The sequence below is a fragment of the Allobosea sp. genome (genome assembly GCF_035999205.1).
GTDB lineage: Bacteria > Pseudomonadota > Alphaproteobacteria > Rhizobiales > Beijerinckiaceae > Allobosea.
Window position 1 is genome coordinate 1 of the sequence record NZ_DASYHA010000019.1, and the last position, 11838, is coordinate 11838.

Here is an 11838-nt window from a genome sequence, read left to right on the forward strand (position 1 = left end):
ATGTTGTAGGCGCCTGACCAGGCAAAGAGCAGCCCTGCCGCCGCGAAAACCAGGAGGGCCGCAGCGACGGTCAGCGCGAGCTTGCCGGGCGTCGCCAACGTCCAGCCGGCGATCCGCCTAGCCCGCGCGAGCGGAGACATCTGGACGGGTCCGGGCTCCATCGAGCCGGTTGACCATGCGTGCGGCCAGCGCGACGCCGACCACTAGGTAGCTCATGGGACAAGCGGTCACCATCAGCAACCCGGCGAGCTGCTGGTCATCCAGACTCGACGGTCCGGTGGTGCACAGCGCCAAGGCGAGACCGGGCAGGCTGTAAAGATCGCGTGGCGCGAAGATCAGCAACGCACCTAGCAGGCAGGCGAGCTTCCCGGTCAGGAGTAGCGACCCAAGCACGCTCCAGCCGCCGCTGCGGGCGGCGCCGATGATCGCATGCCAAAACCACACCGCTCCGCCAGCGAGCAGCGCCATCAATCCGATCTGGGCCAGCGTCGAAGCGGCCGCGAGTTGCTGGAGCGTCGGCGTATGCCAGGCCCAAAGAACGACCAGCTGCACTGTCGCGGCGGTCAGAAGGGAGCCGCGCCGCCTGGCGCGAGGCTGCGGCAGAGCCAGCGCCAGGATCGGAGAAAATATGTTCATCACGGCGAGATGCTGCAGCATCTGCAGCGACAGCGGACCAAGGCTGAGCAAGGGCACGCTCGCAAGTCCCGCGACCGCGAGCACGCCGCTACCGACTAGCACGGCCAGGGTGACGTCCTGCGCGCTGTCTGAGATCTGCGGATTACGCAAGCGAAGCTCTCCCCAGCATCGACAACCGGGAGCCGACGCGATGGTTCCCCCTTCGCGTTTGATCGAGGTCGCCGCGAACCTCTGCGCGACCGCCACGTTGCCCCTCACACAACCCCAGCCTGGATACGGAGGCCTGTATGACGCGCTCCCACTAGCTTGCTCTCCTCGTCGGCGCCGCCGTCTCGGCGCTGGCTCTCGCCTCCTGCAGCGACAAGCCAATGCCCGAGGAGGCAGGGTATGGTCCGAATCCGACGCTGCCGGAGCCGAAATCCTCGTGGCTTCCGACAATCAGGGTCGCCAAGGCGGTGGGCTGGAGGGAGGGCGAAAAGCCCACTCCGCTTGCCGGCGGGCAGGTCTCCGCCTTCGCCACCGGCCTGCAGCATCCGCGCTGGCTCTACGAATTGCCCAACGGCGACATCCTCGTCGCCGAAAGCGACGCGCCGCCCAAGCCGGAGGAGAAGAAAGGTGGCGTCCGCGCCTGGGTGCAGGGACTCTTCATGCAGCGCGCCGGGTCCCGGACCGCTAGCGCCAACCGCATTAGCCTGCTGCGGGACGCGGATGGCGACGGCGTCGCAGAGATGAAGAGTGTCTATCTTGAAAACCTGACCTCGCCCTTTGGCATGGCGCTCGTCGGCGACCAGCTCTACATCGCCAACGCCGATGCGGTGGTGCGTGTGCGCTATGTCGCTGGCGAGACGAAGAACACCGCCAAGCCTGTCAAGGTCGCGGAGTTGCCGGCGGGTCGCAATCACCACTGGACCAAGAGCCTCGTGGCCAATGCGGACGGCTCGCGTCTGTATGTCGGCGTCGGCTCCAATTCCAACGTTGCCGAGAACGGCATGGCGGAAGAGGAGAACCGCGCGGCGGTGCTCGAGATCGATCCGCAGAGTGGCGCGACTCGGCTCTTCGCGAGTGGTCTACGAAATCCGGTCGGCATAGACTGGAATCCAGTCACGAAGGAACTCTGGGTCGCGGTCAACGAGCGCGACGAGATCGGCGATGACCTGGTGCCGGACTACATGACCTCGGTCAAACGCGAAGGATTTTATGGCTGGCCCTACAGCTATTACGGCCAGACTGTCGACAAGCGCGTGGATCCGCCGCGGCCCGACCTCGTCGCGAAGGCAATGAAGCCGGACTATGCGCTGGGCTCCCATACCGCGTCTCTCGGGCTCACCTTCGCCAAGGAAGGCCAGCTAGGCCCGCGCTACGTAGGCGGTGCCTTCATCGGTCAGCACGGATCCTGGAACCGGGCTAGTCCGGTCGGATATCGCGTGATCTTCGTGCGGTTCGAGGAGGGTAAGCCGACGGGCCTGCCGCAGCCGATTCTCACTGGTTTCCTAAACGACCAAGGCGAGGCGCGCGGCCGCCCTGTCGGCGTCCTCGTCGACCGCCGTAACGGCGTCCTCGTCGCCGACGACGTCGGCAACGCGGTCTGGCGGGTCATTCTACCATCGGGCTGAGCGGTCGGCAGCGGACCAGCACACTGCCGGATGAACGTTATCCTTGCCGACACCGATCTCGGCAGAACGGGCTCGGCACATGCGTTGCTATAGTCGAGCGGTGTTCCCGCCTGTTGGACGAAGCGCGCATCAGTCACCACCTCAGCTAGCGAAAGTAACAGCGATGCGCCTGTCGACACGCTCCTATCGCTTCGACACAAGCGGTGTCATGGACTGTGACATGGAGGACAGCGGCGGCCTTGTCCGTCTGACCTACGGGATCGAACGCACGCTCAGCTAGAACGAAATCGCGCACTTTAGGTGATCCTGCGGATCGTTTTCGAGTTTCGCGTGTTGTGCCCTCGCGCGCAGTTCGGCGTGAGGAGCAAAAATCATGACAGTTCGGCAGACAGCCATATCCGTTGCAGCTCTCCTTGTGATGGCGGCGCCAGCCCTGGCGCAGTCACGCTCGCTTGGCCCATCGACCGGGACGGTGAGGATTGAGCAGGTGCAGGCGGGCTTCATCGCATCGGGTGAGGTCGGCGGCGGAACCCTGAAATTCGCTGGCCGATCCTACCCGATCACGGTCGGCGGGCTTGGTGTGGGGTCGATCGGAGCGTCAAAAACTGCCGCGTCCGGCACCGTCTACGGACTCAAGAATGTGTCGGACTTTCCGGGCGCTTATCTCCAGCTCAAGGAGGGATGGGCAGTCGGAAATCAGGGCCGTGGCTATACCTGGCTGCGCAATGACAAAGGCGTGACATTGCGCCTGACCACGCGACGGCAGGGCCTTCAATTGTCGCTTGGCGCAGACGGCGTGCTCATCGGCTTTAAACAATAGCCTGAGCGGCGTTTGACGGGCGACGCCCGGTTCCGGCGCGCTTCACCGAAAGGAGACCACCCATGACCGTTGAGGAACGCCGTGCGATGATCTCTGCGGCCATAGGGTGCGTTCTGTTCGGGTTGTATTGGTGGTTTCGATGAACGCCCCCCACCTTACTTTGTTGCACGCGCATAGTACCGCGCGTCGCGCTCGGGTTGGTCGCACTGGTGATGTGGCCGAGTGTCAGGTGCCTAGGCCGATCCCTTGGCCTCCAATGCCGCACGCTGTTTCACCAGGTCGTCCAACGCCGCCTGCTGCTCGCTGAGCAGCGACGAGATCCGCTCCTCAGAAGCAGCGCCAACAGATGCCGTTGCCCGCTCCATCAGTTCCGAGATGTTGCGCCGGGCGAGCGCTATGCGATCGTCGAGTTCCTGCAGGGTGGCTTCGCTAGGCATCTGCCTCTCCGTCCGTCACTTGTTGATGAGCGTCTATCCTACTGCTTCGCTACTTTCGTCTGCCGACCTGATCCTTGCCTGCATCTTCCGCCAAGCTCTTCTTGAGCGCTTCGAATAGGTTGACGACGTTCCCATCTTTGGCGGCGGCCGGAGAAGGCGATTTGGCTCGGCGCGCGCCTTTCCGCTTGGAAGCGATGAGCTTGAGCAAATGCTCCTGGACTGGATCCTTGACCATTGCAGGAGACCAGTCTTTCGACTTCGCTTTGATGAAGCTCTGCGCCAGTTCGACCAGCGCGGTCTCCGGCTTCAGCTCGTCGATGCCACCAAAGTAGGCCGTTTCGTCACGCACCTCGTCGCCGTAGCGCAGAGTCCAAAGTACGATGCCGTTGTCTCGCGCCTCTAACATGACTGCGCGTTCGCGGCGGCCTAGCACTAGTCTGGATACGCCAACTACCTTACTCGCGGCCATGGCGTCACGGATGACGCAAAAGGCCTCCTCGCCGACCTCGTCATTGGGCGTCAGGTAGTAGGGACTATCGAGATAGACCCACGGGATCGAATCTCTCGTAACGAACATTTCGATGTCGATGGTGCGGACGGATTCGAGCGCGACAGACTCCAGATCCTCGTCGTCAATCAGGACAAACCGCTCCGGCTCGGACTCGTAGCCCTTGGCGATGTCTTCGTCGCCGACAGGCTTGCCGCTATCTGCATCGACGTACCGACTGACAACTCGATTGCCGGTCTCGCGATTGAGCGTGTGGAAGCGCACCTTCTCGCTTTCCGATGTCGCAGGCGCCAGTGCGACGGGACAGGTCACCAAGGATAGCTTGAGATAACCCTTCCAATAGGGACGGGGTGCCATGACGCAACTCTCTGCAACGCAACGAACTGGCGACTCAACGCCGCCAACGACTTCCCGTTCCGTGACCTTGGAACCCATTCGCAGCACGAGGATTGAATCGCCGGGCGTTGCGTTACGGAGCTTGGGCTAATGTCAATTCGGGCGAACTGGAAGGGCTTCCTCAGGTTCGGCGAAATCAGTTGCCCCGTCGCACTCTACACGGGCGCGAGCACATCTGAACGGGTCAGCTTCCAAACGATCAACCGAGCCACGGGACATCGTGTGAAGCGCGAGTTTGTCGATCCCGAAACGGGAAGGGTCGTCGACCGTGACCACCAGATCAGAGGCTTCGAGATCGACACGGACCAATATGTCCAGCTGGAGCCGGAAGAGGTCGCGCAGGCGGTTCCAGAGGCAGACAAGAAACTCTCCGTCTCCGCCTTCATCTCATGCGCTGATATCGACACGGTCTACTTCGATCGCCCCTACTATCTCGCTCCATCGTCGACAGTGGGGCAGGAAGCTTTCGCTGTCATCCGTGAGGCTCTGCGAGCCAGCAAGGTCGCGGCACTCGCGCATGCGGTCCTATTCCGGCGCTATCGTTCACTGATGATCCGGTCCGAGGGTTTCGGTCTCGTCGCCCACACCTTGAATTTTGACTACGAGGTACGATCGGCTGCGGAGGCCTTTGCCGACATTCCAAAGCTCAAGATCAAGGGTGAGATGCTCGATCTCGCTCAACACATCATACGGACCAAAATCGGGAAGTTCGATGCCGCTTCGTTCGACGACCGTTACGAGTCGGCGCTTTCCGACCTGATTAGGGCCAAGATGGCAGGCAAGACGATCAAGCTCACAAAGAAGGCAGCCTCGCCAAAGCCTACGGATCTCATGGCGGCGCTGCGCGCAAGCATTGGCTCAACGCCGCCTCCACCGAAGCCACGTAGTGCGAAGAAGGCCGCCTGATGCGACGATCGCGAATTCAAAGATCACACATCGGCAGAGGCTGGCCTCAAGCTGAGGGAAATGTCCGCTTTCGACCCTTAACGGACTTTTGCCGAGCCGCAGCTATAGCTCCATTGGAGTGGGGCTTGGGTGGCCATGAAAGTCATTGCAGACAACAGGATCGTGTACGACCTGTGGTTCAAGCGAGAGTACTCATACCGAGCGGAAACCGAACTTCATATTGGTGTCTACGAGACCAAATCTCATGCGAGAGCAGCCATCAAACGCCTGAAAAGCAAGCCAGGATTCTGCGAGTTTCCAGAGGGATTCGCCATCGAAGAGCGAAGGCTCGGTATGACGAGTTGGCAGTACGGCTTCATTACCAAGTTCGAGCCGAGGATTGCTGCCGACTATCGACCCATTCCATTCGATCTGCCTGCATTTGACGTGTTTACGGCCCCAGACGAGCCACCAGCGAATGACCGCTAACGACCCATAGCCGACCTATCGGCCACCGCCGTCACTCGTCTTCGCGCCCAACTCTGCGCCGGCGCTCCTCGCGCTTTGGTTCAGCCGGCAACATCTCCGACTTGCCGCCGTCGATGACGGTCAGCCCCGTCATGGATGGCGGCAGATCGGGCGGCCGCGGGGACAACAGGTCCGGGCAATAGCCGCCGCAGCGATGCCCGTACTTCTGCGGCTTGCGGGCGGGGTTGTGCGGATCCCAGGGGCAGCCGCCGATGAAGACCCGCAAAAGCCGACCGAGCAAGGCATCAGAGCCATACTTCGCCGCGAGCACAGCAAGGCGCGCGTCGCCACCGCGTTCGCAGACATGGCAGCGGAAGCGGATCACCACATAGGGATAGTCGCGCAGCGATGTGTCGACGGTGGGTAGCCTCGGCTTGCTCACGGTTCATCGTCGACCGCCATGGGCCGGGCACCTGCGGAGAAGAAACCGCGCAGGAAGCCCCGTGAGGTTGAGCGATCGGCATCCTCCATCAGCACGGTCAGGTCGTGCAGGAGAGCCCTGATCGCGGCACGCTCGGAGCCATGCTCGGCGACCAGATCATTGATCTCGGCCTCGATTTCAAGCTCTGGCGACAGGTCGTCGGCCTGCTGAGCGGCTGGCTGCGCGGACATCTATTGCGTTCCCTGAAATGAGAACATAATGAGAACAAACAGCAGCCCGGAGTCAAGCCATGGCGACCGTCGACACCTTCTTCCTCCAGCCCTTCAAGACCCACCGCAAGCGACTGGTGCCCGGCCAGCGCGTCCCGGCAAAGACGAAGCATCATGCGCTCAATGAAGGCGAGCGCATGGGCCGCACGGCCGAGGGCGTCGCAGTCGTCCATGTAACCGCCGACGACGAAACCGGTGAGGTCAGCGCCCTCGACGTGCTCGCGCGGCACGGCGCGATCCCGGAGGAATTCGAAGAGCAGATCCGGGCGCTGTGAAGCGGACTTCGCGAAGAACCTACAATGCGGACGGGGCCGAGGCCCGGCCGGCAACGGTCGGAGGAGAGCGCGCCCTCGGCTATCGCCGCGCCGAGATCTGGTGCAGCCGCTGCAATCACCGTGGCGAGGTGAGCACCGACGGCATGCCTGACGAACTGCCCATTCCCGACATCTGCCTGCGCTATCGCTGCTCGCGCTGCGGCGGGAAAAAAGCTGCTGTCTAGAATGAGCATCGACGAGTTCTACGATGTCCTCCAGGCGAAAACAGAATGAGCCACGGCGAGGGAAGGCCGAAATCCTGAGGAACCGGTCTGGACGGGCATGGTTGAGCGGCGCGGAGGACCGCCATGCAGATCAAGACCGAAGACGAGTATCAGGTTGCGCAGGACCGGATCGCCGAGCTCGCCGGCTGACTTGAGGACACCCGCGAGCAGCAGGAACTGGTCAAGCTCGAACTGGCCGGCCGTGGCTTCGCCAAAGCGAGACCCAGGGCCGCAGCAAAGCATCGCCGCCCTGCGCTACGAATTCAGCTTCTGGTCGTGAATGAAGTCGACTTCCTCAGTCGCTGGGTCGGCTGGGTCGGGCAACTCGAAAGCGCGACACTCAACCAACGGGATTTTCAGCCACGCGCCGGACGCCTCGAGACCCTTAGCCTCCGCGTCTTTGACCAGAGCCGAGATCAGGCTGTCGGCTTCTTCAGCGACCATCGCGATATGCGCATTGACGCCAACGACATCATCATCGCCGGGCTCCTTCATTGACCTGATGCACGTAACCTCGGCCAGACGGCTAGCGAACCCGCGCGCCAGACATGCGATGGGATCGACCGACTCAGTCCAGCCGTGGAGCGAGCTATACGCGCGGTATGAAACGCGATCTGCGTCCGGCGCGAGCCCGGCACGAGCGAGCTTGGAGCGCAGTTCCGCAACCTCGTACGAGAGCCGGTAGATCGCTCTTTCAGCGCTGGTCTCGATTGTTGCCGCCTCCTCAGGGACATCCAAATCGAAGGATGGCTGCCGGGGATCCTCTCGCCGCGGCAAGCGGCTCCTGACGACGTGGGCCGAAGGTCCGGATCTCAGGTAGCGCTGAGCACACATGACACAACTCCTACTCGACGGAGTCGGAAACGGAACCATGGGCGAATCGTTCCGCGTGGGTCATGGATCGCCAACGGCCCAACCGAGAGATCAGCATGCCCTTCCCACCCGACAACCCGCCTCGCGTCTTCTCGGTCCTCGCCGGCCGGGAGGTCAGCACCTGGTCGGAGGAATGGCAGCATGAGTGCGAGGTGCGCTTTCTCGCGGGCCTGCCACTCACAAAGCGCAACCAGGTTCTCGACGGGGTGAAGGACGAATTGCGCGGGATCAGGAACATCCGCGGCGACGCGGCGGTTGTGAGACTGCGGGCCGAGATCGATCGCTACGCGACACTGGCCAATCACTGAAACAAAATGGCCCTGCTCGCGAGACAGGGCCAAGTTTGGCAACGCAGCCGGTCCGTTTCCGACTGGTCCCCGGGGGTTGAATCCCGGGGACCTCTACCAACGTCAAGCTGCGAGAAAAGTTGCGGCGCCGCCTATAACAACACCGTGAACGAATAAGGCCCGCGCTGCTCTCCCAGCGAGGCGGGCCAGTGCGAAACACCAGCGGTCCCCGAGGGCTCGACCTTCTGGCTTGCCGCCGAGGCGTGCCGGTCTCGGCGAATCCGGTTAAACGCGCGACTTCCCTCATGGTTGCGGCAGCCGGTCACCTGCGAAGAAGCGATCGACTGCTCGTCCGCCAAGCGGCAGGCTTGGGTCTTCCCGCCAGAGCTCAAGAATGATTGCGGCAAGGCGCGACCTTGCCCTCTTCTGCGCCACCCGACCGATCGTATGGACGCTGTTCACGCCGATCCAGGCTGCATCGAATGCGTTGGCAAGCTTGGCGAGTTCATGCGGTTCAGCAACGATCGAACGAAACGGCATAGCCCTATTATCTCACGGCCGGGGAGACAAAGGCGCAGCCCCACTGAAGCGTGACCGGACCCGCCGCGGTTGGCGGCCGGAAGGACGCCCCCGCGCAGTCACCGAACCTCGCCGCATTCGGTGACTACTAGCCAACGCGCTGCCGGGCTTAGGGTTCAACTCGTCTCTGCTTGAGCTCAACTTCGTCCAATGCCGACGCCGTAGAGGTCGCAACCAGATAGGCGAGTCTGGTGCGCTCCGTCGGTCTTCCGGGATGGCGTCTTTGAGTTCACGCCAAGCGGCTTCGATCACGGCGAAGGCCGGCGCTAGATCCACTGGTTCCTTCATGGACGAAAAGGGCATGCCCTCCCTGAAGATTGACGACGATTGCCAAAAATCCAGGTTCAAGTTACTCCATCACAAACCGAAAATGGGCCGGCCCCGCCGAAGCGAGACCGGCTCGTGTCGCGCGCTGATCAGGGATCGATATGCTCGGGCATGGCCTTGAGTTCATCTTTGGTCCAGGTCGTGACAGCATGAACGCCGCCACTCTCGTCGCGCATGAATTCGAGCTGATTTAAGGGCACTGCGACCGGCTTTGCCCCGATACCAAGGAAACCTCCGACATCCACCACGATCAGACTAGTCGGTCCGACCCCGTGCACGTGCGACACCGAGCCTATCGTTTCGTCGCCCGGCCCATAGATCGTCGCCCCATTGAGGATGTCCGCTGTCAGCTCGGTGCTGGATAGCCGGATATGCCTGGAATGGTCCATGATGCGTTCCCTTCGTCTGTAAGCCTAAGGAACGTGCGGAGAACCAAGCCGTTCCCGTTGCCGAATGCAAAAGGCCCGGCCGCGCCTGAGCGGGACCGGGCAAGTCTGCCATCCGACCGCTGTCACACGCCGGCCGATCGTCGGGGGAGGTGAGAAATCCCGGCGACGCCTGATCAACATTACGAAAGTTGGATTGGTTCGATCGTCAAGTTCAGAGCTTGTCGATCAGCTTCGCGAACCGAATGAGCGATACTTGATGTTTGATCTTTGAAGGTTGAGCCAACTCTGCCCTGATCGATCTCAACGCCGCAGCGGCGAGCGTGTGCTGCTCCGCGTTCGACGATCCAGACTTTGCAACCAGATCGGCAATAGCCCGCATTTTGCCCAGATCGCCCGTTGCGCAACAGGCTCGCACTTTCAGTTCAGAGGCCGGCATTTCGTCATCTCACATACGCGATGGCACCAACTTTTACCTACCGCCCAACCGGAGCGGCCGGTAAATCCGCGGTCCGCATCGGTTGGGGGTAGCTTGTGCGGCACGCCGGCCATTGGGTGGAACTGACGGGCCGCGCGGCGCAGGCAAGCCCGCGCTGGGTAATAACTGCACTTCCCGCGAGCTGTTCCCACGACCGGAACAGCACTGCAACAAAAGGGTCCGGCCCTTCTGCGCCGGCGTGCGCGTGTCCTTCGGGTAACCCTGGGTGTCGACGCCGCCGACATAGGCGACGCCGAGAGTGCCGGTGTTGTGGTTGGCGACATCCGAACCGCCCTTGGCCTCCGGACGCCCGGGCCTGACTATTCCGTCAAGCATAACGGCCCAGTGATAGCCGATATCCTTCCAGCCCTGGCCGATGTGCCAGCCGCGGATTGTCTCGACCGAGACGTCCCTGCTCTCGGGTGTCGCCGTGCAATGGATGATGATCTCGTCAATTCCGAACGCCTGGATCACTGTCCTCGTCTTCGGGCAGGCAACGCCGTCGATCGTCAGCGAATAGCCGAGCGAAAGCAGCGCGGCTTGCACCTCGCTAGTATTCATGTTGGCATGTCCTACGGGGGTCGAACGGCCGTGACAGCGGCCTGTGCGGTGGAGTGTCAGATGCTGAACATCAGCAGTGACATAGGCGCCTGGCTTCGCTCTGCGTTCGCAGTTGCGCTGGCGTCGTTCCTGGCAAGTGCGGCCGCGAATGCAAACCCGATCGTCTGCAAGCTCTGCGGTTCAACGTCCATCAGTATCCGTCATTGGCCGCATGAGCATGCGATCGTTCGTTGCGGCCGATGCGGCGATAAGTACGCAACGCTTGGGCAAATGCGCGACCGTTTGGCTACGGCCGAAAAGCGCCCTCGCCAGCGTTTTGACAACGACAACTATCGCGTTCCACTAGAGTGGTAGGCACCTACAGACCCAACTGCGCAACACCCGACCGGCCTCGCAGTTCCGTCACAACAGGGCACTATCTCTGGTTTGGACTCGCCCAGCGAGGCATTTGCCAGTCAGCCAACCGACATTGGCGAGAGGGACTTTGAAACTGGAACAAATCATCTAATCAATAATAGAAAATGCTTTTTCCATCCGACATACACCAACAAAAATATCAACTCGGCTGCCTCGCGAACGTCTGTAAATGTCTTTGCGCCGTCTTGGAAAGATTGTCGTACCTTCGGGCATCCGTTTAATCGCCCCGTCATCCAACCTATTCATAGCTCGTGCTCCACCCACGTCTCGCCAAGATTCTAAGCAGAAGGTGACGGGCTGCGTGCGTGGGGTGTTTCGGCCAAGATTGCAAAGATTCCGCCCGAGACCCGAACGGCATTAGACCGGCTGCACTTTACTCTCTCTTGTCTGGAACGAATGGCGCTGCAGGCGGTTGCTCTCTGTGGCGACGACGCAGCAGGCCCAGCTCTATGACGATCGAAACCCGCGAACAGTATCAAGCCGCGATCGAACGCTTGCGAGAGCTTGGCGATACGCCGACTGCTGGTCCGGACCAAGATGAGTTCTTCGACATAAGCGCAGCGATGGTCGAGTACGAAACTCGCGGCCATCCCGCGCTCCAGAACGGAGATGAGTGATGCTGATCGAGAAAAAGGTCATCGTCCGCTGTCCCGATGATTACGAACGAGGCTTGGATCGCATAGCCGAGCTCGGAACGCCGCCGGAAGGCTCAGCAGAGGAGGAAGAACTCTTCGCGCTGATCGAGGCCACAGAAAAGTGGGACGCCCGGCACGATAGAGACGACTGGGAGTAGACGCCTCAAGAAAATAGGCGTCCGCCTAAGGTCCGTGAGGAACCAGTTTCCCAACGGCGCAGTTACCCCGGCATCTGCGCTCAAGCGCGTCTGTGAATGGGGGCTGTCATGGACAGTATTATCTA

19 protein-coding genes are annotated in these 11838 nt (G+C 61.6%); 9 read left to right on the top strand and 10 right to left on the bottom strand.

All coding sequences use genetic code 11. The annotated features are described in order from the left end of the window. Positions 1-117: 117 nt before the first annotated feature. On the bottom strand, positions 118-882 hold the full coding sequence (locus tag VGN82_RS08045) for a cytochrome c oxidase assembly protein (protein ID WP_327526494.1): 765 nt from the start codon (positions 880-882) through the stop codon (positions 118-120). Positions 883-974: 92 nt separating this feature from the next. Here VGN82_RS08045 and VGN82_RS08050 point away from each other — a divergent pair, with 92 nt between their 5' ends. Both VGN82_RS08050 and VGN82_RS08055 read left to right on the top strand, forming a co-directional pair. Continuing rightward, positions 975-2249 (top strand): PQQ-dependent sugar dehydrogenase, encoded by a 1275-nt coding sequence (locus VGN82_RS08050; RefSeq protein WP_327526945.1) that lies wholly within the window; start codon positions 975-977, stop codon positions 2247-2249. Positions 2250-2622: 373 nt separating this feature from the next. Next, positions 2623-3069: a hypothetical protein gene (locus tag VGN82_RS08055; RefSeq protein WP_327526495.1), complete on the top strand. Its 447-nt coding sequence runs from the start codon at positions 2623-2625 to the stop codon at positions 3067-3069. A gap of 233 nt (positions 3070-3302) precedes the next feature. Here VGN82_RS08055 and VGN82_RS08060 read toward each other — a convergent pair whose 3' ends face one another. Beyond that, positions 3303-3506, bottom strand: coding sequence for an SPX domain-containing protein (locus VGN82_RS08060; RefSeq protein WP_327526496.1), 204 nt, complete (start codon positions 3504-3506; stop codon positions 3303-3305). A 49-nt stretch (positions 3507-3555) separates the two neighbouring features. Next, a complete protein-coding gene (ku, locus tag VGN82_RS08065) occupies positions 3556-4371 on the bottom strand; it encodes a non-homologous end joining protein Ku (protein ID WP_327526497.1) in 816 nt (271 codons plus the stop codon). Between the two features lie 129 nt (positions 4372-4500). Here ku (VGN82_RS08065) and ku (VGN82_RS08070) point away from each other — a divergent pair, with 129 nt between their 5' ends. After that, positions 4501-5316, top strand: coding sequence for a non-homologous end joining protein Ku (gene ku, locus VGN82_RS08070; protein WP_327526498.1), 816 nt, complete (start codon positions 4501-4503; stop codon positions 5314-5316). A gap of 129 nt (positions 5317-5445) precedes the next feature. Continuing rightward, a complete protein-coding gene (locus tag VGN82_RS08075; RefSeq protein WP_327526499.1) occupies positions 5446-5784 on the top strand; it encodes a hypothetical protein in 339 nt (112 codons plus the stop codon). Between the two features lie 31 nt (positions 5785-5815). Here VGN82_RS08075 and VGN82_RS08080 read toward each other — a convergent pair whose 3' ends face one another. Both VGN82_RS08080 and VGN82_RS08085 read right to left on the bottom strand, forming a co-directional pair. Beyond that, on the bottom strand, positions 5816-6205 hold the full coding sequence (locus VGN82_RS08080) for a hypothetical protein (RefSeq protein ID WP_327526500.1): 390 nt from the start codon (positions 6203-6205) through the stop codon (positions 5816-5818). Further along, the gene (locus VGN82_RS08085; protein ID WP_327526501.1) at positions 6202-6435 is read right to left on the bottom strand and encodes a hypothetical protein; all 234 of its coding nucleotides are present in this window, start codon (positions 6433-6435) and stop codon (positions 6202-6204) included. Before VGN82_RS08085 ends, VGN82_RS08080 begins: the two co-directional genes overlap by 4 nt. Positions 6436-6494: 59 nt before the next feature. Between VGN82_RS08085 and VGN82_RS08090 the strand changes: the two genes are divergently transcribed. Beyond that, positions 6495-6749, top strand: coding sequence for a hypothetical protein (locus VGN82_RS08090; protein WP_327526502.1), 255 nt, complete (start codon positions 6495-6497; stop codon positions 6747-6749). A gap of 518 nt (positions 6750-7267) precedes the next feature. Here the strand turns inward: VGN82_RS08090 and VGN82_RS08095 are convergent. Beyond that, positions 7268-7846 carry a hypothetical protein gene (locus VGN82_RS08095; protein ID WP_327526503.1) on the bottom strand — a complete coding sequence of 193 codons (579 nt, stop codon included), beginning with the start codon at positions 7844-7846 and terminating at the stop codon, positions 7268-7270. Between the two features lie 95 nt (positions 7847-7941). On the opposite strand from VGN82_RS08095, the gene VGN82_RS08100 reads away from it, so the two are divergent. Beyond that, entirely contained in the window at positions 7942-8193 is a 252-nt protein-coding gene (locus VGN82_RS08100; protein WP_327526504.1) for a DUF7696 family protein, read from the top strand. A 282-nt stretch (positions 8194-8475) separates the two neighbouring features. Here the strand turns inward: VGN82_RS08100 and VGN82_RS08105 are convergent, their stop codons facing one another. From VGN82_RS08105 to VGN82_RS08120, 4 genes are all read right to left on the bottom strand, one after another. Continuing rightward, positions 8476-8712 carry a hypothetical protein gene (locus VGN82_RS08105; protein WP_327526505.1) on the bottom strand — a complete coding sequence of 79 codons (237 nt, stop codon included), beginning with the start codon at positions 8710-8712 and terminating at the stop codon, positions 8476-8478. A 455-nt stretch (positions 8713-9167) separates the two neighbouring features. After that, positions 9168-9467 carry a PRC-barrel domain containing protein gene (locus VGN82_RS08110; RefSeq protein WP_327526506.1) on the bottom strand — a complete coding sequence of 100 codons (300 nt, stop codon included), beginning with the start codon at positions 9465-9467 and terminating at the stop codon, positions 9168-9170. Positions 9468-9678: 211 nt separating this feature from the next. Continuing rightward, the gene (locus tag VGN82_RS08115) at positions 9679-9903 is read right to left on the bottom strand and encodes a hypothetical protein (RefSeq protein ID WP_327526507.1); all 225 of its coding nucleotides are present in this window, start codon (positions 9901-9903) and stop codon (positions 9679-9681) included. A gap of 33 nt (positions 9904-9936) precedes the next feature. Further along, a complete protein-coding gene (locus VGN82_RS08120; protein WP_327526508.1) occupies positions 9937-10503 on the bottom strand; it encodes a peptidoglycan recognition protein family protein in 567 nt (188 codons plus the stop codon). 60 nt (positions 10504-10563) lie between these two features. Between VGN82_RS08120 and VGN82_RS08125 the strand changes: the two genes are divergently transcribed. From VGN82_RS08125 to VGN82_RS08135, 3 genes are all read left to right on the top strand, one after another. Then, the gene (locus VGN82_RS08125) at positions 10564-10857 is read left to right on the top strand and encodes a hypothetical protein (RefSeq protein WP_327526509.1); all 294 of its coding nucleotides are present in this window, start codon (positions 10564-10566) and stop codon (positions 10855-10857) included. Between the two features lie 512 nt (positions 10858-11369). Further along, on the top strand, positions 11370-11537 hold the full coding sequence (locus VGN82_RS08130; RefSeq protein WP_327526510.1) for a hypothetical protein: 168 nt from the start codon (positions 11370-11372) through the stop codon (positions 11535-11537). After that, the gene (locus tag VGN82_RS08135) at positions 11537-11713 is read left to right on the top strand and encodes a hypothetical protein (protein WP_327526511.1); all 177 of its coding nucleotides are present in this window, start codon (positions 11537-11539) and stop codon (positions 11711-11713) included. The genes VGN82_RS08130 and VGN82_RS08135 overlap by 1 nt, the downstream gene beginning before the upstream one ends. Positions 11714-11838 lie beyond the last annotated feature (125 nt).

Bases quoted from the DNA above. Each gene is read 5' to 3' on its own strand.
- VGN82_RS08055 (WP_327526495.1), top strand. From the start codon at position 2,623: ATGACAGTTCGGCAGACAGCCATATCCGTTGCAGCTCTCCTTGTGATG.
- VGN82_RS08060 (WP_327526496.1), bottom strand. From the start codon at position 3,506: ATGCCTAGCGAAGCCACCCTGCAGGAACTCGACGATCGCATAGCGCTC.
- ku (WP_327526497.1), bottom strand. From the start codon at position 4,371: ATGGCACCCCGTCCCTATTGGAAGGGTTATCTCAAGCTATCCTTGGTG.
- ku (WP_327526498.1), top strand. From the start codon at position 4,501: ATGTCAATTCGGGCGAACTGGAAGGGCTTCCTCAGGTTCGGCGAAATC.
- VGN82_RS08085 (WP_327526501.1), bottom strand. From the start codon at position 6,435: ATGTCCGCGCAGCCAGCCGCTCAGCAGGCCGACGACCTGTCGCCAGAG.
- VGN82_RS08090 (WP_327526502.1), top strand. From the start codon at position 6,495: ATGGCGACCGTCGACACCTTCTTCCTCCAGCCCTTCAAGACCCACCGC.
- VGN82_RS08095 (WP_327526503.1), bottom strand. From the start codon at position 7,846: ATGTGTGCTCAGCGCTACCTGAGATCCGGACCTTCGGCCCACGTCGTC.
- VGN82_RS08100 (WP_327526504.1), top strand. From the start codon at position 7,942: ATGCCCTTCCCACCCGACAACCCGCCTCGCGTCTTCTCGGTCCTCGCC.
- VGN82_RS08105 (WP_327526505.1), bottom strand. From the start codon at position 8,712: ATGCCGTTTCGTTCGATCGTTGCTGAACCGCATGAACTCGCCAAGCTT.
- VGN82_RS08110 (WP_327526506.1), bottom strand. From the start codon at position 9,467: ATGGACCATTCCAGGCATATCCGGCTATCCAGCACCGAGCTGACAGCG.
- VGN82_RS08115 (WP_327526507.1), bottom strand. From the start codon at position 9,903: ATGCCGGCCTCTGAACTGAAAGTGCGAGCCTGTTGCGCAACGGGCGAT.
- VGN82_RS08120 (WP_327526508.1), bottom strand. From the start codon at position 10,503: ATGAATACTAGCGAGGTGCAAGCCGCGCTGCTTTCGCTCGGCTATTCG.
- VGN82_RS08125 (WP_327526509.1), top strand. From the start codon at position 10,564: ATGCTGAACATCAGCAGTGACATAGGCGCCTGGCTTCGCTCTGCGTTC.
- VGN82_RS08130 (WP_327526510.1), top strand. From the start codon at position 11,370: ATGACGATCGAAACCCGCGAACAGTATCAAGCCGCGATCGAACGCTTG.
- VGN82_RS08135 (WP_327526511.1), top strand. From the start codon at position 11,537: ATGCTGATCGAGAAAAAGGTCATCGTCCGCTGTCCCGATGATTACGAA.